Raw genomic sequence first — 25,616 nt, 5'->3', positions numbered from 1 at the left:
GTCCCTAGTTCTTGGCGGGCGACGGATCGCCGTAGAGGATGCCCCGGCCGTGGACGCCCAGATAGACGCGGCCGTAGCGGTTCGGATCGCCGGTCAGGGCGCGCAGTTCGGCGAAGCCCCAGCGTTGGTCGTGCAGCTTGATCCAGGTCTTGCCGACGTCGTCCGAGCGGAACACGCCCTCGACGCCGCCGACCTTGCCCCAGACGAACACCGCCGGATGGGCCTGGCCCGGGGCGGCCTTGCCGAAGCCGACCAGGCCGGCGTCGTCGACGCCCGCCACGGCCTTGAAGCCGGCGCCGCCGTCGGTCGAGCGCATCAGGCCCTGGGACGTGGGCAGCCAGACCTCGCCCTCGATCCCGGGCACGGCCTTCAGCGGGCCGCCGCCGGCCAGGCCCCGGGCCGTGACCTTGAAGGTCTCGCCGCCGTCGGCGCTGGCCAGGACCGCGCCCTGCGCGGCGTCATAGACGTAGAAGCGCAGCGGGTTCACGCGGTCCGAGGCCGGGGTGAAGTCGGGGCGCTCGCCCTTCGTGACGCCCTGCACCGGCCGCCAGGTGCTGCCGTCGTCGCTGGAGACGTAGGGGGCGGCGTTGCGCATGGCCCAGACCATCCGCGCGCCGTCGGCCGACAGGGCGATGCGGCCGGTGTGGATGTGGGCGTCGCGGGGCGGGGAGGCGGCGAAGGGCGTCCAGGTCCGGCCGCCGTCGGTCGAGCGGAAGCCGGCCGTGGGCGTCGGGTCGCTGGTCCGCACCAGCACCTGGGGCTTGAGGGCCGCATAGTCCAGCCCGCGATTGGTGCCGCCGTGCGGGTCGAAATAGCGGCTGGCGGCGGCGCGATCGAGGTCGTCGTGGCGGAAGCCGCCGATGTCGCCGATCGTGCTGATCAGGGGCTCGCCGGGCGGGCTGACCAGCTCCAGGGCCACCGTCTCCTCCAGGCCCTCGTCGTCGAACCGCCAGTGGGTGGCGCCCGAGCGGTCGGCCTCGGTCAGGTTCGTGGTCCGCCACAGGCCGTAGCCGGTGACATAGATCGCCTCGTCGGGATTGGTCGGGTCGATGTCGATGTCGCCGATCCAGTGACCCATGGCCCGGCCGGTTTTGGACTCCAGGCTGCGCACCCAGGGCGCGCCGCCGGTGTCGTGCTCGGATTTCTCGCGCAGGGCCTTCCAGCTCCTGCCGCCGTCGGTGCTGCGGAAGACGTCGTCGCCCGCCGCCCAGCGATCCAGGGTGGAGACCACGATCGTCCCCGGATGGGCGGGGTCGAGGCTGAGGCCGCCATAGCCGAAGACGTCCGTCCCCTGCGGCTTGACCGGGGTGATGTCGGTCCAGGCGCCGGTGTCGGGGTCCAGTTTCCAGACCGCGCCGTCGGTGACGTCGTTGGGGCCCAGGCCGTTGCCGTAGGCGATGTAGACGACGCCCTTGGCGTCGATGGCCAGATGATGCGGGACCAGGCCTTTCGGCTGGCCGGTGACCAGACCCCACGTCGCGCCGCCGTCGGTGCTGACCAGCAGGCCGCCCCCGCGCTCCCCGGCCACGCCGGCGTAGAGGATCGCCGTCTCGCCGGTCTTGGTCTTCATCACCGGATCGAAGGCGACGAGGGTGACGTGCAGGCGCGGGAAGGCCTCGACCCGCGACCAGGTCGCCCCGTGGTCGGCGCTGCGATAGAGGCCCTCCTTGGTCCCCAGGAACAGCACCGCGCCCTGGGCCGGATCGACCATCAGCCGCTCGCCGGTGTTGCGACCGTCCTCGTTGCCGCCGATGCCGACCGGCAGCTCGGTCTTGGCCCAGGTGGCGCCGCGGTCGGTGGAGCGCAGCACGGCCCCGCCGCGCGCTCCGGGACGGGTGTACTCGCCGGCCGCCATGTAGAGCCGGTCCGGATCGCGCGGATCGACCGCCAGGCTCAGGGCTCCGGCCAGCTGGCCGTCGGCGCGGGGCAGGGCGTCGTTCAGGGCGACCCAGCGGCCGGTCGTCCGGTCCAGGCGATAGGCCCCGCCGATGTCGGTGCGGGCATAGACCAGCCCCTTCTCGGTCGGGTGATAGACCACCCCGCTGACGAAGCCGCCGCCCAACACCTCGACGGTGTTCCAGCCGTAGGGCTGGACCTTGGGCGCGGCGGCGGGCGCGGTCCCGGCGAACGCCACGACGCCCGCCGCGACCGCCAGGGCCAGGATGCGTTGAAGGCGAGGCACTAGCGGGCCGGCGTCAGACGGACGGCCGCGCCGCCGCTGGGCGCCAGCTTCAGGGTCAGGACGTCGCCGGCCTTCACCGTCCGCGTCGAGGCGACGAGGTCGGTCGGCGCCGCCCCGTCCTGGCGGATGTCGGCGGTGAAGGCGCCCGCGCCGAGGAAGCCCAGCGGGATCTTCACGGTCCGGCCGGCGTCGTTGGTCATCGCCCCGATCCACCAGTCCGCGCCCTTGCGGCGGGCCAGCACGACCGACTGGCCGATCTCGCCCGCCACGAACCGCGTCTCGTCCCAGGTGGTGGGGGCGGCGGCGACGAAGTCCAGGCCCGCGGGGCTGTCCTTGTAGGTGTCGGGGCTGTCGGCGACGATCCCGAACGGGCTGTCATAGACCACGTACATGGCCAGGGCCTGGCCGCGCGTGGTCTGGACGAAGGGCAGGGTGTTGCGCGGATCGAACGCGGCCGGCGCCACGTTGCGGAAACCGCCGGGCGTGTAGTCCATCGGCCCCAGCAGCATGCGGGTGTAGGGCAGGGTGACGTTGTGGGCGGCGGTCACCCGCCGGCTCCACTTGTTGTACTCCGCGCCCATGACGCCTTCCTGGGTCAGGTAGTGCGGATAGGTGCGGATAAGGCCCGTCGGATGCTCGGCGCCGTGCAGGTCGACCATCAGATGGTGCTGGCCGGCCTTGGTCAGCAGGCGGTGGTAGTAGTCGACCATGGCCTGGTCGTCGCGGTCCATGAAGTCGACCTTGATCCCCTTGATCCCCCACTGCTCGTACAGCGGGACAGCCTCGTCCATCTGGGCGTCCAGGGCCTTCCAGTTCAGCCACAGCCACAGGCCGACCTTGCGCTCCTTGGCGTAGGCGATCAGGCCGGGCAGATCGAGTTCGGGGATCGGGCGGGTGACGTCGACGCCCGGCTGGACCGCCCCGCCGCCGCCGGCGCCCGCGTGCCAGCCCTCGTCGATCAGCATGTAGTCCAGGCCGTTGGCGGCCGCGAAGTCGATGTAGCGCTTGATGGTCTCGGCGTTCATGCCGGGCTTGGCCACGCCGCTGATCGACGGGCCGTTCCACCAGTCCCAGGCCGCCTTGCCCGGCTTGATCCAGGACGTGTCGGCCACCTTCGACGGCGCGCTCAAGGTGGTGACCAGGTTGCTTTCGATCAGCTGGCCGGCCTTGGGGGCCACCATCACGACGCGCCAGGGCGAGACCACGTCGGCGCCGATGCGGGTGCGCACGGCCACGGTCGGATCGTCCAGGCGGGGCGACAGCTTGGCCTGCACGCCCAGCCCGCCGTCGCCGCGTCCGGTCAGGTAGAGGCCGGCATAGTCCTTCAGGTCGGCCTCGGCGATGGCGAAGGCGGCGTTGGCGCCCTCGCAGACCAGGGGCGCGTCGTAGAGATTGTGCTCGCGCAGCTTCGAGGCCTGGACCGGATCGAACTCGCCCTCGTGGCTGGTGCCGAACTTGCCCAGGTTCAGGCCCCAGCAGCGGTAGTCGGCCGGGAAGTCGAAGCGGGTCTCCTCGTTGCGGATGTTCACCGCGTCCAGGCCGGGCTGACGGGGCAGCACGTAGCGGAACGCGACGCCGTCGTCATAGGCCCGCACGATCACCCGCAGCCGGCGCTTGCCGCCCTCGGGCTCCTGGAAGTCGACGTCGAGCTGGTTGTAGCGGTCGCGGACCGTCCGGGTTTTGCCGGCCACGAGATCGTAGGTCGCGTCGCCGCTCGAGGGCGCGGCGCCGGCGATCTTCAGCCCGTGGCTCAGCGAGCCGCCGGCGCTGAGCACCAGGCCCAGCGGCGAGGGCGCCAGCAGGGGCTGGCCCTTGTAGGCCACGGCGTAGCGGGCCTGGCCGTCGCTGTCGGAAACCGTGACCTGCAACGCGCCGTCGGGCGAGGTCAGCCGCTGTTCGGCGGCGAAGGCGGGAGAGGCGGCGACGATCGCCATGGCCGCACCGGCCATCAGGCCCGCTGCATGAGTCCGCATGTGGTCGTTTCCCCGCTGGTTGCTTATCGGCCGCTTAATGGGCGTTTCTATTTGTCACACAAATTAGACCGTGTATGGATCGCCGTCGAGCTTTTAGATACCGGTACCAGCAAGGCGTACGGATTGCCCCGACATCGTCGGCGTGCGACTGACAACGTTGTCGGAACCGAACGATAAAATGTGGGGAGTTATGAACACCAAGGCCTTCTGCGCCGCGTTGCTGGCGACCACCCTCCTGACGACCACCGTCATGACCGGCGCGGCCTCCGCCGCCGACTCCAAGAGCACCGCCCATCCCGCCCTGTGGCCCGCGGCCAAGAGCCAGGGCCTGGTGGATCCCCAGACCGAGGCCTTCGTCGACGCCCTGCTGGCCAAGCTGACCCTCGAGGAGAAGGTCGGCCAGATGATCCAGGGCGACATCGGCTCGGTGAAGCCGGAAGACCTGAAGACCTATCCCCTGGGCTCGATCCTGGCCGGCGGCAGCTCGCCGCCGCTGGGCGCGCCCGACCGTTCGCCGATCGGCCCGTGGGTCAAGTCGGTCGAGGCCTTCCGCGCCGCCGCGGACCAGCGCCAGGGCGGCACGCACATCCCGCTGATGTTCGGCATCGACTCCGTGCACGGCCACGGCAATGCCGTCGGCGCCACGCTCTTTCCGCACAACAGCGCGCTGGGCGCCACGCGCGATCCCGAGCTGATCCGCAAGATCGGCGCGGCCACGGCGCAGGAAACCGCCGCCAGCGGCTTCGACTGGGCGTTCGGCCCGACCCTGACCGTGCCGCGCGACGACCGCTGGGGCCGGGCCTACGAGGGCTATTCGGAAGACCCCGAGATCGTCCGCAGCTACGCCGGCCAGATGATCCTGGGCCTGCAGGGCGCCGTCAGCCAGGGCGGCGTCATCCAGCAGGGCCACGTGGCGGCCAGCGCCAAGCACTTCCTCGGCGACGGCGGCACCCACAACGGCAAGGACCAGGGCGACACCCAGGTCTCGGAAGCCGACCTGATCCGTCTCCACGCCCAGGGCTACGTGCCGGCGATCAACGCCGGGACCCTGACCGTCATGGCCTCGTTCTCCAGCTGGAACGGCGAGAAGATGCACGGCAACAAGAGCCTGCTGACCGACGTGCTGAAGGGCAAGATGGGCTTCGACGGCTTCATCGTCGGCGACTGGAACGGCCACGGCCAGGTGGCCGGCTGCACGCCCCGCAACTGTCCGCAGGCCGCCAACGCCGGCCTCGACATGTACATGGCGCCCGACAGCTGGAAGGAGCTCTACGCCAACACCCTGGCCCAGGCGAAGTCGGGCGAGATCCCGATGGCCCGCATCGACGACGCCGTGCGCCGCATCCTGCGCGTGAAGGCCAAGATGGGCCTGTTCCAGCAGGCGCGTCCGCTGGAGGGCCGCGAGTCCGTCATGGCCTCGCCCGAGCACAAGGCCATCGCCCGCCAGGCGGTGCGCGAGTCTCTGGTGCTGCTGAAGAACAACGGCGTGCTGCCGGTGAAGGCCAGCGCCAACATCCTGGTGGCCGGTTCGGGCGCCGACGACATCGGCCAGCAGGCCGGCGGCTGGACCCTGTCGTGGCAGGGCACGGGCAACACCAAGGCCGACTTCCCCAACGCCCAGTCGATCTATTCGGGGCTGAAGGAGACGGTCGAGGCCTCGGGCGGCACGGCGACGCTGAGCGTCGACGGCAGCTTCGACAAGAAGCCGGACGTGGCCATCGTGGTGTTCGGCGAGACGCCCTACGCCGAGGGCGTGGGCGACATCAAGACGCTGGAATTCCAGCCCGGCAAGAAGACCGACCTGGCCCTGCTCAAGAAGCTGAAGGCGGCCGGCGTGCCGGTGGTGGCCGTGTTCCTGTCGGGCCGGCCGCTGTGGGTGAACCCCGAGATCAACGCCTCGGACGCCTTCGTGGCCGCCTGGCTGCCGGGCTCGGAAGGCGGCGGGATCGCCGACGTGCTGATCGGCGACAAGGCCGGCAAGCCGCGCACCGACTTCCACGGCAAGCTGTCGTTCAGCTGGCCCAAGACGGCCGGCCAGTTCACCCTCAACCGCGGCGACAAGGGCTACGACCCGCAGTTCGCTTACGGCTACGGCCTGACCTACGCCTCCAAGGTCCGGGTCGGGACCCTGTCGGAGAAGCCGGGCTTCACGGTCGCCACCGAGAACGTCAGCGACTACTTCGTGGCCGGCAAGACGCCCGCGCCGTTCGAGTTCAAGGCCACGCCGACCACGGCGGTGCAGATCCGCCCGGTCGACGCCGGCAACGTGCAGGAGGCCGGCCGCCAGCTGATCTTCTCGGGCGACAAGCCGGCCACGGTCGCCCTGGCGGCCGACGAGGCCTTCGACCTGTCGTTCCAGACCAACGCCGAGATGAACCTGCTGGTCGAGTATCGGCTGGACGCCAAGCCGACCGGTCTGGTCACCCTGGCCAACGGCTGGGGCAAGCTGGACCTGACGCCGGTGCTGAACGCCGCGCCGACGGGCGAGTGGAAGAGCCTGAAGGTGCCGCTCAAGTGCTTCCAGGCGGCCGGGACCGACGTGACCAAGGTCACCACGCCGTTCGCTCTGTCGACCCCGGGTTCGCTCACGGTGTCGCTGCAGACCGTCAAGCTGACCACCGAACCGGCGGGCGCGACCTGCCCGGCGAAGGCTCAGGACTAATTATTATTCCGCTCATCCCGGCGAACGCCGGGACCCAGATCCTATGGCGGTGTGGATGATTGGAAGGGCTCAGCGCCTTTGGCGTCAGCCTCAAAGCCATTCCCTCTGGGTCCCGGCATGCGCCGGGATGAGCGGATTTTGGGAGTAGGCTCATGCGCTCGAAGTTCCTTGGCCTCATGGCCGCAACGGCTCTGACCGCGCTGGGCCCGGCCCTTGCCCAGGCCGCCCCGCTGCTGGCCCCGGTCTTCACCGACCACGCCGTGCTCCAGCGCGGCCAGCCGATCCGGGTGTGGGGCGCGGCCTGGCCGGGCGAGGCGGTCGAGCTGTCGCTGGACGAGGCCAAGGCCACGGCGACGGCCGACGCCCAGGGCCGCTGGTCGACGACCTTTGCCGCTCGCGAGCCGGGCGCGGCCCTGACCCTGACGGCCCAGACGAGCGGCGAGCGCCAGACGATCTCGGACCTGCTGGTCGGCGACGTCTGGCTGTGCTCGGGCCAGTCGAACATGGAATACCCGCTGCGCCGGTCGCTGGCCGGCGAGGCCGAGGCGGCCAATTCGGCGGACCCGAACATCCGCCTGCTGCAGACCGGCCGCACCAGCCTGCCCGAGCCGACGACGGCCCTGCCCAAGGAGGCGGCCTGGCGTCCGGCGACCCCGGAGTCGGCCAATAACTTCAGCGCCGCCTGCTTCTTCATGGGCCGCGAGATCAAGAAGACCACCGGAGTTCCGGTGGGCCTGATCGACGCCACCTGGGGCGGGTCGGTGATCCAGGACTGGATCAGCCGCGAGGGCCTGCACGCCCTGGGCGGCTATGACGAGGGCCTGGCCGTGCTGGCCGACTACGCCAAGTCGCCGGACCTGGGCATGGCCAACTGGAGCGCCATGCTGGGCCGCTGGGCCGCCAAGGCCGAGCCCCAGGCCGCGACCTGGAATCGCCCGGACTTCGACGACCGCGACTGGAAGACCATGCCGGCCGAACAGTTCTGGGAGACCAATCCCGGGCTCGAGACCTTCGACGGCACGATCTGGCTGAGGGCCACGATCACCCTGACCGCCAAGCAGGCCAGGCAGGGCGCGACCCTGTCGCTGGGGCCGATCGACGACCTGGACACCACCTTCGTCAACGGCCGCGAGATCGGCTCGTCGCAGGGCTGGGACAGGCCGCGGAACTACAGGATCGCGCCGGGCGTGCTGAAGGCCGGGCCGAACCTGATCGCCGTGCGGGCCATCGACACCAGCGGCGGCGGCGGGGCCTGGGGCCCGGCCGCCCAGAAGGGGCTGAAGTTCGACGACGGGTCGTTCGCCCCGCTGGGCGCGACCTGGCGCTACAAGGTCTCGGCCACCATCGCGCAGTCGGGCCTGCCGCCCACCGCCCCGTGGGTGGGGACCAGCGGCCTGTCGACCCTGCGCAACGGCATGATCGCCCCGCTGGTCCCCTACGGCGTCAGGGGCTTCGCCTGGTACCAGGGCGAGGCCAATGTCGCCGAGCCCCAGACCTACCAGCGCCTGCTCACGGCCCTGGTCGCCGACTGGCGCTCGGCGTTCAAGGCGGAGGGCGGCGGGCCGGACCTTCCGTTCCTGGTGGTGCAGCTGGCCGACTTCGGACCGCGCCACACCGCGCCCGTCGAGTCCGGCTGGGCGGGCGTGCGCGACGCCCAGCGCCGGACGGCGGCGGCCGATCCCAAGGTCGGTTTGGCCTCGGCCGTCGACATCGGCGACATCTACGACATCCATCCGGCCAACAAGCAGCAGGTCGGCCACCGCCTGGCCCTGCAGGCCCGCAAGCTGGCCTATGGCGAGACGACCCTGGTCGCCGCCGGGCCGGCCCCGCTGTCGGCGACGCTCTCCGGCGGCGCGGTGGTGGTGCGGCTGGACCAGCCGGCGGTGGTGCAGGCCGACGTCCGGCCCGTCGGCTTCGAGCTGTGCGACGCGGCGGGCGGCTGCCGTTTCGCCGAGGCCGCCCTGACGGGCGAGGGGGTTCGATTGGCGGTCCCGGCTGGTTTCTCGCCGGCCAAGGTCCGCTTCGCCTGGGCCGACAGCCCGATCCTCAACCTCTACGGAGTCACCGGATTACCGGCGACGCCGTTCGAAATGGCGGTGGCGCCCTAGGCTCGTCTGGGCCGCGACCGGGCGGATTCCGAGGGTTTCGCTCGATTTCCACCCGCCTTCGGCCGCGCCTACGCTGGTGGTCTGGCTTGTGCTGGGGCGCAACCGAACCCGGGTTTGGACGCGGCCCGGCGCGGGCAGGGGGCGGACGGCGCGCGCTGAACCGCGCGCGCCGTTAACCAGCAACGCATTGACCGAAAAGGCATTTGTCTCTCGTGAGGAGAGCGTAGCGTGCCCGATGTCGCGTACCAGGAACTGGCCGAACTGTGGGAGGCCGTGTTCGGCGAGCAGCCTTCCGTCGTCGCCGAGCCGGGCCTGACGGCCCAGATCCTGGTCGACTGCCTGCCGCCGGCCGAGCCGTACAGCTTCAAGACCGAAGACGAGGAAGAGTAGGGGGCCTAAGCCGCCTTCGCCCCCGCCGCCGCCACCAGGGCGCCCAGCGCGTCCATCGCCGTCATGCCGCCCAGTAGCTGGCGCACGATGGTCAGGGTGTCGGAATAGATCCGCTCGCAGACCAGGGTCTCGCCGTCGAACAGGAAGAAGGCGGTCATCTGGCAGCTGAACGGGCGGCCGGTGGCGGGCAGCGGGCCCAGCGGGCCCGACTGGGTTCCTTCAAGAATGAACTCCACCACGATCCCGTCGTCGACATGGCGCAGCGACAGCAGGGTGTTGCGCTGGTCGGGGAAGGTCTGGCGCGAGGTCGTGTAGTAGCGCTCGACGTCGGGGCGGCCGTCATGGACCGCGCCGGTGGCGATGATCTCGTAGTGGGGGTGGGGGAAGGTGGCCAGCACCTTGTCCCAGGCGTGGTCGATCTCGTCGGCCATGTGCTCGCGCACGATCTTTTCGCGGCGGGCGCGCAGGGCTTCGTCGGTCATGATCCGTCCTCCCGGCCGCTCTGGGGCGGCGTCGGGCGGATCATAGGATCGTCGAACGGGCGTTTGGAAGCGCTAAGCCGCCGCTTAGGCCGCCCAGGCGGCCGCGAAGCGCTTGAGCTGCGAGCGGGCGACGCTCTCGGCGCCTTCGCCCAGGGCCTCCAGGCGCAGGAAGAGGTCGCCGGCGCGGTGCGGGCCGCGGGCGGGCAGGCCCTGGCCCGGCAGGCGCACCAGGCCGCGCGCGGCGGCCTTGGTCGAGATCCACACCAGGCGCGGGCCAAGGGCCGTGGCCACCTCGATGCGGCCGCCCTCGGCCAGGGCGCGGGCGTCCAGCCGCGCGGTCAGCCACAGGTCGCCGCCGCGCACCAGGGCGTCGGGGTCGTGCTTGAGCGTCACGCGGAAGGTCACGTTCTCGACCCGCACCTTGTCGTCCTCGCGCAGGCCGGCGGGCAGGGTCAGGCGCAGCTTGCGGCCGTCCAGCGCCAGGTCGAGGGTCCCGCCGGCGAAGGCCAGGGCGGCGTCGACCTGCAGGACGGCCTGCTCGACCCGGGCCGGCTCGGCCACGGCGGGCGGGAAATGGATCTGGCGGGCCGGGGCGTCCTGCAGCAGGCGATAGGCGGCCAGCACGTCGCGGAAGAGGGCCGCGTCGCCGCCGGGACGGTCGGGGTGGGCGCGCTTGGCGGCTTCGCGATAGGCGGCCCGCAGCTCGCGCTCGTCGGCGCCCGGCGCGACGCCGAGGATGGCGCGGGCGGCCTGGAGGCTGAGGACGGAGGACGAGCCGGCGGTCATGCCGCCGACCCTGCCGCCCTTTGGTCAACGGGGGGTTAAGTTAACGAATCTGACCGCTTAGCAGCCAGACCAGGCCGAAGATCCCAAACACGCCCGCCACGAAGGCGATCACCGCCCACGAGCCGCTGCGCTTGTGCCAGGTGACCGGCACGTCGACCTCGGGCCCCTCGACCCGCGCCCGCTCGGCCGCCTTGGCCCGCAGCCGCCAGAAGTTCCAGGCCCCGCCCGCGAACAGGAACAGGCCGCCGGCCGCCAGGATGATCCAGTCCTGGGTGTCGTCGCCCTTCCACTTGATCGCCTGGGCATAGCCGATCCACAGGCCGGCCGCGCACCACAGCGCCAGGGGGATCCAGGCCAGTCGCGCCCGCGTGCCGAGTTTCATAGGGTGTCCTTCATGTCGCGCGGCAGATGCGCGCGACCGGCCATCCTCGTCAAGCGTGACCCGCCGCTCTATATCCGTCCCATGACCGACGCGCCCCTGATCCCCGCCTCGCCCTCCGAGGACGACTATGTCCGACAGGTGACCGAGGCGACGCCCCCGCCGCTGCTGCCCGAGGGCGATCCGATCCACCTGTTCGAGGACTGGCTGGCCGAGGCCGGCAAGGGCGAGCCCAGCGATCCCAACGCCGTGGCCCTGTCGACGGTCGACGCCGACGGCCTGCCGGACTCGCGCATGGTGCTGCTCAAGAGCGTCGATGCGCGCGGTTTCGTCTTCTACACCAACACCCAGAGCGCCAAGGGGGTTGAGCTTTCCGGCCAACCAAAGGCGGCCCTGCTGTTCCACTGGAAGTCGCTGCGCCGCCAGGTGCGGGTGCGCGGCGTGGTCGAACCGGTCACCGAGGCCGAGGCCGACGCCTATTTCGCCAGCCGCGCCCGCCACAGCCAGCTGGGCGCCTGGGCCAGCGACCAGTCGCGGCCGCTGCCCGACCGCCTGGCCCTGGAGCGCCGGGTGGCCGAGATGGCCCTGAAGTTCGGCCTGGGCAAGGTGCCGCGCCCGCCGCACTGGTCGGGCTATCGCGTCGTCCCCCAAGTCATCGAGTTCTGGCGCGACCGCCCGTTCCGCCTGCACGAACGGCTGGTCTACGACCGCGCCGGCGAGGGGTGGGAGACCAGGCGGCTGTTTCCCTGAGCAGACACCCTCTCCCATTGGGAGAGGGAGGGACCCGCCGCGAAGCGGTGGGAGGGTGAGGGGTTACACCCTTGCCGTTTTCACGCGAACGCCCTGCCGGCGCGCCGGTTGACGCCTTAACCCCTCACCTTCCCACGCTTTCAGCGTGGGCCCCTCCCTCTCCCTCTGGGAGAGGGATTTTGGCCCCATACCGCGCCAGGAAGGTCTCCACCGCGTCCGCGCAGATGTCCGCCAGCGGCCGGAGCGGCTGGGCTTCGTCGCCGGCGGTCAGGCCCAGGACCAGGGTGGCGTCGTCCAGCATGCCCAGCAGCTGGCCGCCCGCCCAGGCCGGCTGGCCGATGGTCAGTTCGCCGGTCTCGACCAGGTCCTCGAGGACCTGGATCGCCGCGCGCCTCAGGTCCTGGTGCGCGCTGTGCAGGACGGGGTCGGTCACGGCCCCGAAGCGCGGCCGCTCGCCCGCCACCATCCGGAACATGGCCCGGGTGGCCGGGCGCGACATGACGCCGGCATAGGCCAGGGCCAGGGCGGTCAGGCGGGCGCGGGCGTCGCCCTGGACCTCGAGGCTGGCGCGCACGGGCTCGGCCATGCGTCCCACGGCCTCGTTGACCACCACCTCGAACAGCTTGGCCTTGCTGGGGAAGTGCGCGTACAGGGTGGCGGTGGACACGCCGGCCATCCGGGCGACGGCCTCCATGCCGGCGGCCGTATAGCCCTCCCGCAGGAACACGCCGCGCGCGGCGTTGAGGATCTCGCTCTTCTTGCGTTCCGAGCGGGTGAGGACAGCGCCTGCGAGCATTGTGGTTATGACTCGATCTATGGTTCACGGACCATAGACATGCAACTTAAGCGTAAGCAAGCGCGCCGGGCGCGACGCCGCGCGAACTTTCCGCTATGGGGACGCCTTCGCCCGGATCAGGGGCGAAAATCCCAGGGCATGGCAGCCGAAAGTGGATGCCGGTTTCGGCGGCCGCCATGCTCGGAATGATGAAATGGAGCCTGTTCGGAAGGCTCCGGTGTTTTGGACGAGGCTTGGGCGTGATCAAGGACGCGGAGACGGTTCGCGAGCAGGAAGTGGCCGCCTGGATGGGCGAGCGGGCCGATCGGGTGATCGAGACCTCGTGCGCCCGCGTGTTCCTGGTCGGGGAGGCGGCCTGGAAGGTCAAGCGCCCGGTCAATTTCGGCTTTCTCGACTACTCCACCCTGGAGCTGCGCCGCTGGTCGCTGGAGCGCGAGCTTTCCTTCAACCGCGCCGCCGCGCCCGACATCTATCGCGCCGTGCGCCGCCTGACGCGGACCGGCAACGGCGGGGTCGAGATGGACGGGGCCGGCGAGGTGGTCGAGTACCTGCTGGAGATGCGCCGCTTCGACGAGCAGGGCGTGCTGGCCCAGCAGCCCTGGGCCATCGACGACGCGCTGGAGGAGTCGCTGGGCCGCACCATCGCCCAGTTCCACGCCGGGGCGCCGCTGCGTCCGAAGGGCGGCGGGGTGGGGGCCCTGGGCTACACCATCGCCTCGAACGCCAACCTGCTGCGCGGCCTGGCCCCGCGCCTGGGCGCCCAGGCGGTGGAACGGCTGATCGCCGAGACCGACCTGGCGCTGGAGCGCCTGGGTCCGCTGCTGAACGCGCGGGCCGGCCAGGGCTTCGCCCGCCACTGCCACGGCGACCTGCACCTGGGCAACATCCTGGTCGAGGACAACAAGCCGATCCTGTTCGACTGCATCGAGTTCAACGACTCGCTGTCGGACATCGACATCCAGTACGACCTGGCCTTCCTGCTGATGGACCTGGACTTCCGCCGTCGTCGCGACGCGGCCGGCCGGGTGTTGAACGCCTATCTGGACGAGGCCGCCCGCACGTTCGGCGAGGGCCTGTGGACCGGGCTGGCCGCCCTGCCGCTGATGCTCAGCGTCCGCGCCGCCGTGCGCACCCACGTCTGGGCCTACAGCAACGACGACGAAGCCGCGCGCGCCTACCTGGCCACGGCCCTGGAGCACCTGGCGCCCAAGCCGGTCAGCCTGGTGGCCACCGGCGGCTTCTCGGGCTCGGGCAAGTCGACCTTCGCCCGCGTCTGCGCGCCGGGCCTGGGCGCGGCGCCGGGCGCGGTGGTCCTGCGCACCGACGAGATCCGCAAGCGCCTGTGCGGCGTGCCCTCGCTGCAGCGCCTGCCGAAAGAGGCCTACACGCCGGAAATGAGCGACAAGGTCTATGACGAGCTGTTCCGCGACGCCCGTCTGACCCTGGCGGCCGGCCGCTCGGTGGTGGTCGACGCGGTGTTCCTCAAGCCCGAGCAGCGCGCCCGCGCCGAGGCCCTGGCGAAGGAGGTCGACGTGGCCTTCCAGGGCGTCTGGCTGGAGGCCCCGCCCGAGGTGCTGCGCGCCCGCGTCGCCGCCCGCGTCAACGACGCCTCGGACGCCGACGTGGCGGTGCTGGAAAGCCAGCTGACCCGCGACACCGGCGAGATCGCCTGGCGCAGGGTCGACACGGTCAGCGCCTTCGAGGACGAGGCCCGGGCCCTGGCGGAGTCGATGGGCTAGGGCTGCTGGGGCTGGGGCGTCGCGCCCTGGACGGGACCCGGCGAAGCAACGAGCTTGCAGGAGAAGATGTTCGCGGTGGCCGGCCTCGCGGCGGCGTCGCCGACGCCCATGCCCAGGACCGCCGGCCGTTGGCTGATCAGTATGGAATAGAGCTGATCGCGATCCTTGCCGCGCGGGCACGGCTCCCTCGCGATCGCCGTGATCGCCGCTCCGGGCGGATCGACGGGCTTCAGCCTCACGGAATAGGCCAGCTCCTCGACTCCGTCCGAGAAGCCGGTGACGGGGGAGGTCGACAGCACGCGCGCCGTAATGGTGGAGAGGGGATCGGCGGCGGACGCTGGATTTGCGGAGACGCACCAGGCCAGGGCCAGGATCGTCAGGGCGGAAGCAGGAGCTCGGATCATGGCCCGAGGCTCCGTCGCGCCCCGGCGGAAGTCAATCGGACCCTGGCCGCTACGACCCCGTCGCCGCTTCCGCGCAGCCCCTGGCCTTGCCGCGCACCGCGCCGCAGATCGACGACAGCAGTTCCACGGGACGGATCGGCTTGCCCAGGTGGTCGTCGAAGCCCATGGCCAGGAAGCGCTCGCGGTCGCCCGACATGGCCGAGGCGGTCAGGGCGATGACCGGGATCGCCGGGTCGCCCCCGCGACCGGCGCGGATCTCGCCCAGGGCGGTGATGCCGTCCATCACCGGCATGTTGATGTCCATCAGCACCGCGTCGAACGTTTCGGTCGCCAGGGCGTCCAGCGCCGCTTGGCCGTCGCCGACCACGGTCAGGCCCACGCCGGTGGCCTCCAGCATGGTGCGCACCACGACCTGGTTGATGGCGTTGTCCTCGGCCATCAGGATGCGCAGGGCGTCTAGGTCGGGTTCGTCCTGATCCTCGACCTCGTCGATCACCGCCGCCGTTACGGCCTGCGCCGCGATCGGCGTGGCGTGCAGGGTGAAGACGAACGTCGCCCCGCCGACGCCGCTCTCCAGGACCAGGTCGCCGTCCATCTGGCGGGCCAGGGCGCGCGAGATGGTCAGGCCCAGGCCCGTGCCGCCATGGCTGCGCGAGACGGCGTTGTCGGCCTGGGTGAAGCTTTCGAAGATGCGGTCGTGGACGTTGGCGTCGACGCCGACGCCGGTGTCGATCACCCGCAGCCGGATCTCGCTGTCGCCGTCGGCCAGGGGCGCGTTGCGCGCCGACAGCTGGATCGTCACCCCGCCCTGGCTGGTGAACTTCAGGCCGTTGGAGATCAGGTTCATCAGCACCTGGCGGATGCGCTGCGGGTCGGCCAGGATCCAGGCGGGCGAGGAGGGGGCGATCTCGACCTTCAGCCACAGGCCCTTCTCGGCGGCGGCGTCGCGCCACGCGTCGCCGGCCGCGCGGACCAGGTCGTGCAGGTTGACGGCCACCCGGTCCAGCTCGACCTTGCCGGCCTCGATCTTCGACAGGTCCAGCACGTCGTTGAGCACCTGCATCAGGCTGTCGCCCGACTTGATCATCAGGCGCACGTGGCGGCGCTGGGCCTCGTTGAGGTTGCTGCGGTCCAGGGCGTAGGCCATGCCCAGCAGGCCGTTCATCGGCGTGCGCAGCTCGTGGCTGGTGACGGCCACGAAGGTCGACTTGGCGCGGTTGGCCTCCAGGGCCCGCTCGCGCTCCTCGCGCAGGCCGCGGGTCAGGGCGTCCATCCGCTTGGCGGCGGCGCGGTTGGCCAGCATGACGTTCAGGGTCGTGGCCACCACCATGACCAGGCCCCAGCGGGCGATGTTGGGACCCACGCCCTGGTCGGGGAAGAAGAACAGCGGGAAGACCACCAGGCTGACCATCGGCGCGAAGGCCGACACCGCGACCAGGGCGGCCGGCTGGTGGCGGAAGTTCTGGGTGTAGACGATCTGGCCCACCCACACCGAGGCGGCGGCCAGCCGCATGTCGTGCAGCGGCGAGAACCACATCGCCGCCGCCAGCCACGACCAGGTCAGGTTGATCGGCAGGGCGCCCAGCAGGAAGACGGCGCGCATGGTCGGCGTGCCGGCGACGCCCGGCTTGAACCGCCCGGTCGCCAGTCGCGCCAGGCCTTCGCTGGCCAGGAACACCGTCAGCCAGCACAGGGCGAAGTTCAGGCCCAGGGCCATCTGGGTGACGCCGGCCGCCATCGCCGCGGGGATCACGCGGGACAGCAGCAGGCGGTGGGTGTCCATCGCCACTTCGTCCAGCCGATCGTCGGCCAAGATGGCGTCCACTCGTCCCACTCGAATCCCAGCCCGCTATGTCGTCCAGTCGACCGATTATAGACGATCAAGGCTTCCAGGAGCTGAACAAGGGCTGCGGCGGATCAGCGCGATGCGGCCCGGGTTCGCCTCGGGCGCGCCGCGCGTTGCGCCGGGGGCCGCGCGCCGCTAGCCTTGCCTGAACAACGATAATGGACTGAGAGAGCGGGGAACGATGCAGGGCTTGATGCAGCACGGGGCTTTGACGGTCGACAAGATCATCGACCACGCCGCCCTGTGGCATGGCGGGCGCGAAGTCGTCACGCGATCGGTCGAGGGGCCCATCGTCCGCACCACCTACGGCGCGATCCACGACCGCGCCAAGCGGGTGTCCAACGCGCTGCTGGGCCTGGGGATCAAGCCGGGCGACCGCGTCGGCACCCTGGCCTGGAACACCGCTCGCCACATGGAGGCCTGGTACGGCATCATGGGCGTGGGGGCCGTCTGCCACACCCTGAACCCGCGCCTGTTCCCGGAGCAGATCGCCTGGATCGCCAACCACGCCGGCGACCGCGCCATCTTCGTGGACCTGACCTTCCTGCCGATCATCGCCGGCGTCCTGCACCACCTGCCCACCGTCGAGCACGTGGTGCTGTTCACCGACCGCGCCCACATGCCCGCCGACTTCAAACCGGCCGGCGAGGCGCCCAACTTCAAGGGCCTGCTCTGCTACGAGGACCTGGTCGCCGAGCATTCGGCCGACTGCGCCTGGGGCGGGTTCGACGAGGGCACGGCGGCGGGGCTCTGCTACACCTCGGGCACGACCGGCGACCCCAAGGGGGTGCTGTACTCGCACCGCTCCAACTTCCTGCACACCCTGATCACCCTGCAGCCCGACGTGATGGGCCTGTCGCAGAAGGACGTGATCCTGCCGGTGGTGCCGATGTTCCACGCCAACGCCTGGGGCGTGGCGTTCTCGGCCCCCGGCACCGGCGCCAAGATGGTGATGCCCGGCGCCAAGATGGACGGGGCGTCGATCTACGAGCTGCTGGACACCGAGGGCGTGACCTTCTCGGCCGCCGTGCCGACGGTGTGGCAGATGCTGCTGCAGCACCTGAAGGAAAGCGGCGGCAAGCTGCCCAACCTGCGCAAGGTGGTGATCGGCGGGGCGGCCTGTCCCGAGGTGATCATCCGCGCCTTCCAGGAGGACTACGACGTCGAGGTGGTCCACGCCTGGGGCATGACCGAGACCTCGCCGGTCGGCACGCTGTCGGTCATGACCGACGAGCTGGAGAAGCTGCCCTACGACCAGCAGATGCCCTACCGCCTCAAGCAGGGCCGGCCGCCGCTGGGCGTGGAGCTGAAGCTGACCGACGACGCGGGCCAGCGCCTGCCGCACGACGGCAAGAGCTTCGGCAACCTGAAGATCCGCGGCCCGATCATCGCCGCCGAATACTTCCGGGGCGCCGGCGGCAGAATCCTCGACGACGAGGGCTTCTTCGACACCGGCGACGTGGCCACGATCGACGACCACGGCTTCATGCAGATCACCGACCGGGCCAAGGACGTGGTCAAGTCGGGCGGCGAGTGGATCAGCTCGATCGACATCGAGAACATCGCCCTGGGCCATCCCAAGGCGGCGATGACGGCGGTGATCGGCGTGCCGCATCCCAAGTGGGACGAGCGGCCGATCCTGCTGGTCAAGCTGAAGGACGGCGAGACCGCCACCAAGGAAGAGTTCCTGGAGTTCCTGCAGGGCAAGATCGCCAAGTGGTGGATGCCCGACGACGTGGTCTTCGTCGACGAGATCCCGCTGGGCGCGACCGGCAAGATCGACAAGAAGCTGATCCGCCAGCGCATGAAGGACTATGTCCTGCCGGGCCTGGCGGCCGCGACCGTCGCCCGGGCGGAGGACGAGCCCAGGCCCGAGCCGCCGCCCGCCGCCCTGGCCGCCGCCGACGGGGCCCAGGCCGCGCGGATCTACGCGCCCGAACCGGAAGAGCCGCTGTCGGAGCCGCCGCCCATCCCCGAGCCCGAGGTGGTCGAGGCCCTGGCGCACGCCGACGCCGAGGCCGGGGGCGCGACGCCCGTCGCCTCGCTGCTGGCCGAGGCCGCCGCGGCGGCGGCCGCCAGCCCCGCCGAAGCGCCGCGCCCGGCGCCCGCGCCTCACGTCGAGCCGGCGTTCGAGCAACGCGGCCAGGAGGAGCACTTCCCCCTCGGCCCGCTGCCCGCCGCGCCGACCCTGGCCCCGGTGCCGGAGGAGGCCTTCCACGCCGAGCCGGTCTTCGTGGCCGAGGAGGCGCCGCTGGCCATGCCGGTGGTCCCCGAACGCCGAGGCAGGAAGGGCAGAGGGACGTCGAAGGCGAAGAAGGCCGAGACGGGCGGCCGGTCCAAGGGCGGGTTCACCGGCGGCCTGCTGGACCTGATCGTGCTGATCGCCCTGGCGCCCGCCCTGCTGGTCGGGGCCGGCGCCCTGGGCGTGAAGGCCGGGGTGATCCCGCTGGCCCTCGGCTACGACCAGATGACCCTGGACTGGGCGCCCAAGGCGGCCATGCTGGGCGTCGCCACGGGCGTTCTGGGCCTGATCTTCGCGCTGTTCGGCGGCTTCTCGCGGCACTGGAAGAAGGCCTTGCTGGCCCTGGCGGTCACCGTCGCCACCCTGGGCGTCATGGTCGCGGCCAACGCCATGGGCGGCCGCGCGCCGCCGGTGCACGACGTCTCCACCGACTGGAAGACCCCGCTGATGCTGTCGGACGCCGCCCTGGCGGCGCGGGGCGGCGAGGCCCAGACCGTCGAGGCCGATCCCAGCCTGCCGGTCGGCTCGCTGGCCTATGCCGGCCGCCGGATCGCCGACGTCAACGCCGAGACCTGCCCGGCCGCCCGGCCCCTGGTCCTGACGCGCTCGCCAGCCGACGCCTACGAGGCCGCCAAGGCCGCCGTCCAGGCCGCGGGCCTCTCGATCGTCACCGACGACCCGATGGACGGCCGGCTCGAGGCCACCGGCCAGAGCTTCTGGTACGGGCTGAAGGACGACCTGGTGGTGCGGGTGCGCCCCGACGCCTCGGGCGCGCGGGTCGACATGCGCGCGGTCGGCCGCGAGGCCGGCGGCGACATGGGCCGCAACTGCCGCCGGGTGGGGGATCTGCTGGCGGTGGTGAGGGGGTAGAGGGCTCACACCCTTGCCCCCACCTGACCGCCACGCGGTCTGTCCGCCCCCGTAGGGGGCGGAGCCTCACGCGCGGCGCCGGCCACAGCACTCTTCCCCCTGTGGGGGAAGACGACCGCGAAGCGGTCCGTAGGGGGCAAGTGATCAGGCCAGCCGATAAAGACTGTCCAACCCCGGCTCGCCCTCCGTCACGACCCGCCCTTCCTTCACCAGCAGCAGCATGTGCGCCAGGACCGACATCGCCGCCGCCGGATGCAGGCGCGGATCGACGGCCGCGTACAGGGTGGGGACCATGGCCTTGATCGTGGTCGGGCCCTCGGTCAGCGCCGCCAGCACCTGGGCCTCGCGCGCCCGGCGGTGGTCGGCATAGGCCTGGAGGAACGGCGCCACCTCGCGCACCGGCGCGCCGTGGGTGGGCCACAGGGTCTCCAACCCCATCGCCGCCACCTTCTCCAGGCTGGCGAAATAGTCGCCCATGTCGCCGTCGGGCGGGGTGATCACCGTGGTCGACCAGCCCATGACGTGGTCGCCGGAGAACAGGGCGTTCTCTTCCTTCAGGGCGAAGCAGACATGGTTGGAGGTGTGACCGGGCGTGGTCACGGCGCGCAGGGTCCAGCCCGGACCGTCGAACGCGTCGCCGTCGGCGATCTCGACGTCGGGACGGAAGCCCTCGTCCTCGCCGGCCTCCAGCGCCAGGCCCGGCGCCAGCTCCGCCAGGTGCGGCGCGCGGCGGCCGAAGATCGTCGCTCCGGTCGCCTTCTGCAGCGGACGGGCGAGGGGGGAATGGTCGCTGTGGTGGTGGGTGACCAGGATGTGGCTGACCGTCTCGCCCTCCAGCGCCGCCAGCAGCGCCTGGAGGTGGCCGTCCAGATCGGGACCCGGATCGATCACCGCCACCGTCCCGCGCCCGACGATGTAGGTGCCGGTGCCGACATAGGTGAACGGCCCCGGATTGTCGGCGATCACCCGGCGGATCAGCGGCGAGACCTGGTCGCAGCGGCCGTACTCGAACTCGATCTCGCGGACGAAGGGGATCATGTCGATATCGGCCTTTCGAGGGGCGGAGCGGCGCCGGTCTTGCGGTGGGCGGCCCGTGAACCTCCAGGAGTACGGATCATGGCCGCCGACGCAGCGATTTTTGTTTCAAAACGGCTCCAGCGCGCGGCCTTCGCCATCCTGTGTCTCATCGTGGCCCAGTTCGTGGTGGCCAGCTGCACGCCCGAACCGGCGGCGATGGCGGCCCGGGTCGGCCTGACCCACCACTACTAGCCGGACGACCGGGCGCTGGGGCGCTAGACCCCCAGCACGCCCGACAGGTCGTAGCCGGCGTCGGCGCCCAGGCGCACCAGCTCAGCGCGGTCGGCTGCGCCCGAGGCCGCCTGGCCCAGCGACCAGGTGACGATCGAGCGCGTGCCCGAACGACAGAAGGCCAGGACCGGCCCTTCAGCGCCCTCGACCGCGCGCCGCACGGCCTCGACCTGGTCGAAGGTCGGCCCGCCCCGCACCGGGATATGCACATAGTCCAGACCCGCGGCCCGGGCCGCCGCCTCGACCTGGGCGCTCGACGGCTGGCCGGGCTCCTCGTCGTCGGGGCGGTTGTTGATCACCAGGACGAAACCTTCGCCGGCCGCGCGGCCCAGGTCGTCGAGCGCGATCTGGGGGCTGACCGAAAGCGAGTCGGTAACACGTCGGAACGCGGTCATGGGCATGTCGCTCGTGGGCAAATGGAAGAGACGGCGCCGCGGCGGCGCGCCCTCATCATCCCGGTACTCGGGCGCCCGTGCAACGGTCGCCGGCGAGCAAATGTGACGGAAATTTGGGCGATACATAGGAAGAATTTCTCGCCGATCGTCAGGGTTCGGCATTTGGTACCGCTAAAAGCCACGTTTCGTGGGGTGATTTCTCGGATGTCAACCCGCAGGCGGCTGTTTTTGACCCTCCGGCGCCCGGTCGCGGGCGAGGGGCGCCCTCCGCCGGGGTCCGGGTGGAATTTGCCTGTGCGACCAACGGGATACAGGGGGTGAGACCCATGTTATCCGGCGGTTTGTGGAAAATCTGAGCGGCGTTCGTCAGAAATGAGGCGATCGTGTTGCGATAATGCGACAGCCCCAGGCGATGTGATTACAGACTGGTAATGGGAATTGACCGGCGCGCGGCGCGCCTCCTAACGTCACCCCAACCGGGGAAATGTTTTCCGGGACACCTAAGTTCTCGTGGTGGAGTTGGGGCAAAAATCCAGACAGGCCGAACGTAACGCCCCCGAAAAGGGCGCGTGCGGGCGGTCGGGATGCTTCGCCATGTCAGAGGGGATATTATGAAGATGAATTCCACGAAGGGCGGCGCCCGCGCGCGTCTTTTGACGTCGACGCTGCTGGCCGGTCTGGCCACCGTCGCCGCGCCGCTGGCCGTCACGGCGATCGCCACGGCGATCCCGACGCTCGCCAGCGCCCAGGACTACAGCTCGGGCTCGCTGCTCGGCACCGTCAAGGACTCGGCCGGCGTCACCGTTCCGGACGCGACCGTCACCGTTAAGTCGCTGGATCAAGGCTTCACCCGCACCGTCACCACCGACGGCGCCGGCCAGTTCCGCGTTCCCCTGATCCCGATCGGCGGCTACTCGGTCTCGATCGCCAAGGAAGGCTACCAGCCGACCAGCGACGGCAACGTCCGCGTCGCCCTGGGCGGTTCGACCGCCTACTCGTTCACGCTGACGGAAGTCGGCGGCTCGGTCAGCGAAGTGGTCGTCACCGCCACCGCCAACCCGCAGCTGGACTTCGCCGCGACGACCAAGGGTCTGAGCGTCGACATGGAGACCCTGACCAAGCAAGCGCCGATCGGCCGCTCGCTGACCGCGGTCGTCCAACTGGCTCCGGGCGTCGTCGTCGGTTCGGCCGCGCGCGTGGGCACCGCCCCGAGCGCCGCGAACTTCGGCGGCCAACCCTCGGTCGGCGGCGGTTCGGTCGCTGAAAACGCCTTCTACATCAACGGCCTGAACATCACGAACTTCGACACGTACATCGGCGCCGCCGAAGTGCCGTTCGACTTCTACAAGTCGGTCGAAGTGAAGACCGGCGGCTACCCCGCCGAGTTCGGCCGCGCCACGGGCGGCGTCATCAACGCCGTCACCAAGTCGGGCTCCAACGACTTCAAGTTCGCCGTCCACGGCAACTTCGAACTCGACAGCATGCGCGAAGACTCGCCGGACTCGTACCTGATCGCCAACCACCGCGGCGCCCAGTCGAGCAAGAGCGGCACCTTCGAAGTCAGCGGCCCGATCATCAAGGACCACCTGTTCTTCTACGTGCTGAACCAGCAACGCGAGAACTCGCAGTCGACGGCCTTCAAGACCACCGGTCAGTACACCGTCGACAAGTCGAACGACCCGTTCTGGGGCGCCAAGATCGACGGTTACATCACCGACCGTCAGCGCGTCGAACTGACCTATTTCGACACCCAGAAGACGATCGACCGCACCGCCTATCTCTATAACGGCACGACCGACGTCATCGGCGCCCAGCTGCCGTCGACGGTCTACCGTCAGGGCGGCGTGAACTACGTCGCGCGCTACACCGGCACGTTCACCGACTGGTTCACTCTGTCGGCCGCCTACGGTCGCAACCGCGACTCCAACAGCGTCCTGCCGACCAACACGGTCGACCCGCTGGTGCAGGAAGACTACACGAGCGGCGCTCTGAACGTCCTCAGCAACCAGAAGCAGGGCTCGATCGAGACCCGCAAGACGCTGCGCGAGTTCTACCGCGTCGACGGCGACTTCTACTTCAACCTGATGGGTGACCACCACATCCGCACGGGTTACGACCACGAGAAGACGACGCTCAACCACGCCAACATCGACACGGGCCCCGGCGCCACGGGTATCGCCTACATCTACCACCAAGGTGGTACGGGCGACGCTCTGGAAGTTCCGGCCGGCGTGAACTACGTCGAAATCTCGACGAACCGCTTCGGCGGCGCCCCGGTGCACGGCGTGAACGCCGCCTGGTACATCCAGGACGCCTGGGACATCACCCCGGACCTGAACCTGCAGCTCGGCATCCGCAACGACAAGTTCACCCTGGACAACCTCCTGGGCGAGACGGTGCTGAACCTGAAGAACAACTGGGGCCCGCGCATCGGCGTGACCTGGGATCCGGTCGGCGAAGGCAAGGACAAGGTCTCGGCCTCGTTCGGCCGCTACTACATCCCGCCGGCGTCGAACCTCAGCTACCGCGGCGCCGACCTGGGCTACAGCACGTTCTTCTACGCGCCGGGCTACGTGGTTGGTTCGGGCAGCACCACCCCGAACTTCACCCGCGGCGCCAACTTCGCGCCGACGGCTCTGGGCACCCAGATCACCACGACGACCAACCCGGGTATCGATGCGGGCTTCCTGGTCCGCTGCCCGAACTCGGTCGTGGCCGGCACCCCGAACGTCGCCGGTTGTAACGTTCCCTTCGGTCTCGGTGTCGCCGAACCGGCCTATTCCAAGGCTCAACAGGGCATCAAGGCCTCGCAGGAAGACGAATACACCGTCGGCTACGAGCGTCAGTTCAACGACCTGTGGAAGGGCGGGGTCAACCTGACCTACCGCAAGCTGAACCGCATCTCGGAAGACACCACGCTCGACCCGTTCGTCATCAAGTGGTGCGCCGCGCACACCACCGGCGCGACGCTGGCGGCCTGTAACACGATCTGGGGCGCCAACTCCTGGCAGTACATCGTCTTCAATCCGGGCACGGACCTGACGATCAATCTGCGTCAGCCCGACGCCGCGGTCTTCGACGCCGCGACGATCGCCGCCGCCGCCGCCCTGCCGAAGCAACTGACCTTCACCAAGGACGAGCTGGGCTTCCCGAAGCCCAAGCGCGAATACATCGCCCTGGAGTTCACCTTCGAGCGCGCCTTCGACGGCAAGTGGGGCCTGAAGGGCTCGTACACCCTGTCGGAAAGCAAGGGTAACTACGAAGGCACCGTCCTGTCGGACAACGCCCAGGCGGACGCCGGTTCGACCGTGCTGTACGACTTCGTCGGTCTGACCGACAACCAGTACGGCCTGCTGCCGAACCACCACGCCCATCAGTTCAAGGCCTTCGGCAGCTACGCCGTGACCGACAACCTGATGTTCGGCGCCAACGTCCGGGTCATCTCGCCGAAGCACCAAGGCTGCTTCGGCCTGCACCCGACCGATGGTCCGTCGCAAAACTACGCCGCCGCTTCGCGCTGGTGTAAGACGTTCAACGCGGACGGCAGCCTGGCCCAGGCCAGCCACCCGGTTCCGCGTGGTTCGGCTCTGGAAACCGACTGGGAAACCAACCTCGATCTGTCCCTGCGCTACACCGTGCCGGAAAAGATCATGGCCCTGGGCGGCAACCTGGTGCTGCGCGCCGACGTGTTCAACGTCTTCAACGCCGACGCGATCACCTCGCGCGAAGAGCGTGGCGAAAGCAACGCCGGCGGCCGTCGCGCTCAGTACGGCTTCCCGATCGCCTACCAGACCCCGCGCTACGTGCGTCTGGGCTTCGATCTGGACTTCTAAGGCTCGACCACAATCGAACCTGGAATGGCGGCGGGCTCCTCGGAGCCCGCCGTTTTTCTTTGGGGCGTCGGGGACATGCACTCACGGCAGGGCCTTGCCGATTTCTCACGGGCGCGGGGGTGAGTGCGTGTCCCCCAAGTCGCCCGCTGACGGGGACATGCCCTTGGGCGTGTCCCCAGGTCTCGCGCGGCGCCAGGTGGTTGGGGACACGCCGCAAGGGCATGTCCCCGGTCGGACTTATCCTCGGCGGATGGCGAACAGACTTCAGCGTTTTCAATGCCTTGAACTTTTTCGACCGAACTTGTCCTCACCCTTCCAGGCGCCCGTATCCTGATCCCACCTGAAGGCATGGGAAGGGCGTCCGGCCGGCGACCGAACGGCTTTCGGGGGTGGACGAGCGGGAAGCGCTCGCCGGTGGTCTTGAGTGACGCCTTCGCGGCGGTCCTGGGCAGGTTCCTTGAAACACAGGAC

The 25,616-nt window shown here is 70.2% G+C and carries 18 protein-coding genes; 8 read left to right on the top strand and 10 right to left on the bottom strand.

All coding sequences use genetic code 11. The features are described from left to right. Positions 1–4: 4 nt before the first annotated feature. Together BR39_RS0115135 and BR39_RS0115130 are read right to left on the bottom strand one after the other, a co-directional pair. The gene (locus tag BR39_RS0115135; protein WP_029913544.1) at positions 5–2,182 is read right to left on the bottom strand and encodes a sialidase family protein; all 2,178 of its coding nucleotides are present in this window, start codon (positions 2,180–2,182) and stop codon (positions 5–7) included. Beyond that, positions 2,182–4,155 carry a glycoside hydrolase family 97 protein gene (locus BR39_RS0115130; protein WP_029913541.1) on the bottom strand — a complete coding sequence of 658 codons (1,974 nt, stop codon included), beginning with the start codon at positions 4,153–4,155 and terminating at the stop codon, positions 2,182–2,184. The genes BR39_RS0115135 and BR39_RS0115130 overlap by 1 nt, the downstream gene beginning before the upstream one ends. Positions 4,156–4,333: 178 nt before the next feature. Between BR39_RS0115130 and BR39_RS0115125 the strand changes: the two genes are divergently transcribed. From BR39_RS0115125 to BR39_RS26535, 3 genes are all read left to right on the top strand, one after another. Then, the gene (locus BR39_RS0115125) at positions 4,334–6,817 is read left to right on the top strand and encodes an exo 1,3/1,4-beta-D-glucan glucohydrolase (protein WP_029913536.1); all 2,484 of its coding nucleotides are present in this window, start codon (positions 4,334–4,336) and stop codon (positions 6,815–6,817) included. Between the two features lie 176 nt (positions 6,818–6,993). Beyond that, positions 6,994–8,925, top strand: coding sequence for a sialate O-acetylesterase (locus tag BR39_RS0115120; protein ID WP_035018581.1), 1,932 nt, complete (start codon positions 6,994–6,996; stop codon positions 8,923–8,925). A gap of 228 nt (positions 8,926–9,153) precedes the next feature. Further along, positions 9,154–9,315, top strand: a complete 162-nt coding sequence (locus tag BR39_RS26535) for a hypothetical protein (protein ID WP_156035788.1) — start codon at positions 9,154–9,156, stop codon at positions 9,313–9,315. A 5-nt stretch (positions 9,316–9,320) separates the two neighbouring features. On the opposite strand, the gene BR39_RS0115110 is transcribed toward BR39_RS26535, so the two are convergent. The 3 genes from BR39_RS0115110 to BR39_RS0115100 form a co-directional block, all read right to left on the bottom strand. Continuing rightward, a complete protein-coding gene (locus tag BR39_RS0115110) occupies positions 9,321–9,797 on the bottom strand; it encodes an ester cyclase (protein ID WP_029913532.1) in 477 nt (158 codons plus the stop codon). 84 nt (positions 9,798–9,881) lie between these two features. Beyond that, a complete protein-coding gene (locus BR39_RS0115105; protein ID WP_029913529.1) occupies positions 9,882–10,583 on the bottom strand; it encodes a DnaJ domain-containing protein in 702 nt (233 codons plus the stop codon). Positions 10,584–10,623: 40 nt separating this feature from the next. Continuing rightward, the gene (locus tag BR39_RS0115100) at positions 10,624–10,965 is read right to left on the bottom strand and encodes a hypothetical protein (protein ID WP_029913525.1); all 342 of its coding nucleotides are present in this window, start codon (positions 10,963–10,965) and stop codon (positions 10,624–10,626) included. An 81-nt stretch (positions 10,966–11,046) separates the two neighbouring features. Here BR39_RS0115100 and pdxH point away from each other — a divergent pair, with 81 nt between their 5' ends. Next, positions 11,047–11,712 carry a pyridoxamine 5'-phosphate oxidase gene (pdxH, locus tag BR39_RS0115095; RefSeq protein WP_029913523.1) on the top strand — a complete coding sequence of 222 codons (666 nt, stop codon included), beginning with the start codon at positions 11,047–11,049 and terminating at the stop codon, positions 11,710–11,712. A gap of 124 nt (positions 11,713–11,836) precedes the next feature. Here pdxH and BR39_RS0115090 read toward each other — a convergent pair whose 3' ends face one another. Continuing rightward, complete coding sequence (locus tag BR39_RS0115090) at positions 11,837–12,508, bottom strand: TetR/AcrR family transcriptional regulator (protein WP_051695749.1); 672 nt, start codon at positions 12,506–12,508, stop codon at positions 11,837–11,839. A 239-nt stretch (positions 12,509–12,747) separates the two neighbouring features. On the opposite strand from BR39_RS0115090, the gene BR39_RS0115085 reads away from it, so the two are divergent. After that, complete coding sequence (locus BR39_RS0115085) at positions 12,748–14,247, top strand: bifunctional aminoglycoside phosphotransferase/ATP-binding protein (protein ID WP_029913515.1); 1,500 nt, start codon at positions 12,748–12,750, stop codon at positions 14,245–14,247. On the opposite strand, the gene BR39_RS0115080 is transcribed toward BR39_RS0115085, so the two are convergent. Together BR39_RS0115080 and BR39_RS0115075 are read right to left on the bottom strand one after the other, a co-directional pair. Continuing rightward, on the bottom strand, positions 14,244–14,651 hold the full coding sequence (locus BR39_RS0115080; protein WP_029913512.1) for a hypothetical protein: 408 nt from the start codon (positions 14,649–14,651) through the stop codon (positions 14,244–14,246). The genes BR39_RS0115085 and BR39_RS0115080 overlap by 4 nt on opposite strands. Positions 14,652–14,700: 49 nt before the next feature. Continuing rightward, the gene (locus BR39_RS0115075; protein ID WP_337685175.1) at positions 14,701–16,476 is read right to left on the bottom strand and encodes an ATP-binding protein; all 1,776 of its coding nucleotides are present in this window, start codon (positions 16,474–16,476) and stop codon (positions 14,701–14,703) included. A gap of 202 nt (positions 16,477–16,678) precedes the next feature. On the opposite strand from BR39_RS0115075, the gene BR39_RS0115070 reads away from it, so the two are divergent. Continuing rightward, positions 16,679–19,609, top strand: coding sequence for a long-chain-fatty-acid--CoA ligase (locus tag BR39_RS0115070; RefSeq protein WP_029913506.1), 2,931 nt, complete (start codon positions 16,679–16,681; stop codon positions 19,607–19,609). A gap of 144 nt (positions 19,610–19,753) precedes the next feature. On the opposite strand, the gene BR39_RS0115065 is transcribed toward BR39_RS0115070, so the two are convergent. Further along, positions 19,754–20,647 (bottom strand): MBL fold metallo-hydrolase, encoded by an 894-nt coding sequence (locus BR39_RS0115065; protein ID WP_029913504.1) that lies wholly within the window; start codon positions 20,645–20,647, stop codon positions 19,754–19,756. A 78-nt stretch (positions 20,648–20,725) separates the two neighbouring features. On the opposite strand from BR39_RS0115065, the gene BR39_RS26530 reads away from it, so the two are divergent. Next, positions 20,726–20,878: a hypothetical protein gene (locus BR39_RS26530; RefSeq protein ID WP_156035787.1), complete on the top strand. Its 153-nt coding sequence runs from the start codon at positions 20,726–20,728 to the stop codon at positions 20,876–20,878. 23 nt (positions 20,879–20,901) lie between these two features. Here the strand turns inward: BR39_RS26530 and BR39_RS0115055 are convergent, their stop codons facing one another. Next, a complete protein-coding gene (locus BR39_RS0115055; RefSeq protein WP_029913502.1) occupies positions 20,902–21,312 on the bottom strand; it encodes a TIGR01244 family sulfur transferase in 411 nt (136 codons plus the stop codon). 617 nt (positions 21,313–21,929) lie between these two features. Here BR39_RS0115055 and BR39_RS0115050 point away from each other — a divergent pair. Further along, positions 21,930–25,145: a TonB-dependent receptor gene (locus BR39_RS0115050; RefSeq protein ID WP_029913499.1), complete on the top strand. Its 3,216-nt coding sequence runs from the start codon at positions 21,930–21,932 to the stop codon at positions 25,143–25,145. Positions 25,146–25,616: the final 471 nt, after the last annotated feature.

Source organism: Caulobacter sp. UNC358MFTsu5.1, assembly GCF_000712075.1.
Lineage (GTDB): Bacteria > Pseudomonadota > Alphaproteobacteria > Caulobacterales > Caulobacteraceae > Caulobacter.
Note: the sequence above shows the minus strand (reverse complement) of the source record. Positions and strands in the feature narration are given on the sequence as shown.

What these genes read in the sequence shown, in the direction of transcription:
- BR39_RS0115130 (WP_029913541.1), bottom strand. Translation starts at nt 4,155, where the DNA reads ATGCGGACTCATGCAGCGGGCCTGATGGCCGGTGCGGCCATGGCGATC.
- BR39_RS0115125 (WP_029913536.1), top strand. Translation starts at nt 4,334, where the DNA reads ATGTGGGGAGTTATGAACACCAAGGCCTTCTGCGCCGCGTTGCTGGCG.
- BR39_RS0115120 (WP_035018581.1), top strand. Translation starts at nt 6,994, where the DNA reads ATGGCCGCAACGGCTCTGACCGCGCTGGGCCCGGCCCTTGCCCAGGCC.
- BR39_RS0115110 (WP_029913532.1), bottom strand. Translation starts at nt 9,797, where the DNA reads ATGACCGACGAAGCCCTGCGCGCCCGCCGCGAAAAGATCGTGCGCGAG.
- BR39_RS0115105 (WP_029913529.1), bottom strand. Translation starts at nt 10,583, where the DNA reads ATGACCGCCGGCTCGTCCTCCGTCCTCAGCCTCCAGGCCGCCCGCGCC.
- BR39_RS0115100 (WP_029913525.1), bottom strand. Translation starts at nt 10,965, where the DNA reads ATGAAACTCGGCACGCGGGCGCGACTGGCCTGGATCCCCCTGGCGCTG.
- pdxH (WP_029913523.1), top strand. Translation starts at nt 11,047, where the DNA reads ATGACCGACGCGCCCCTGATCCCCGCCTCGCCCTCCGAGGACGACTAT.
- BR39_RS0115090 (WP_051695749.1), bottom strand. Translation starts at nt 12,508, where the DNA reads ATGCTCGCAGGCGCTGTCCTCACCCGCTCGGAACGCAAGAAGAGCGAG.
- BR39_RS0115080 (WP_029913512.1), bottom strand. Translation starts at nt 14,651, where the DNA reads ATGATCCGAGCTCCTGCTTCCGCCCTGACGATCCTGGCCCTGGCCTGG.
- BR39_RS0115070 (WP_029913506.1), top strand. Translation starts at nt 16,679, where the DNA reads ATGCAGGGCTTGATGCAGCACGGGGCTTTGACGGTCGACAAGATCATC.
- BR39_RS0115065 (WP_029913504.1), bottom strand. Translation starts at nt 20,647, where the DNA reads ATGATCCCCTTCGTCCGCGAGATCGAGTTCGAGTACGGCCGCTGCGAC.
- BR39_RS26530 (WP_156035787.1), top strand. Translation starts at nt 20,726, where the DNA reads ATGGCCGCCGACGCAGCGATTTTTGTTTCAAAACGGCTCCAGCGCGCG.
- BR39_RS0115055 (WP_029913502.1), bottom strand. Translation starts at nt 21,312, where the DNA reads ATGACCGCGTTCCGACGTGTTACCGACTCGCTTTCGGTCAGCCCCCAG.
- BR39_RS0115050 (WP_029913499.1), top strand. Translation starts at nt 21,930, where the DNA reads ATGAATTCCACGAAGGGCGGCGCCCGCGCGCGTCTTTTGACGTCGACG.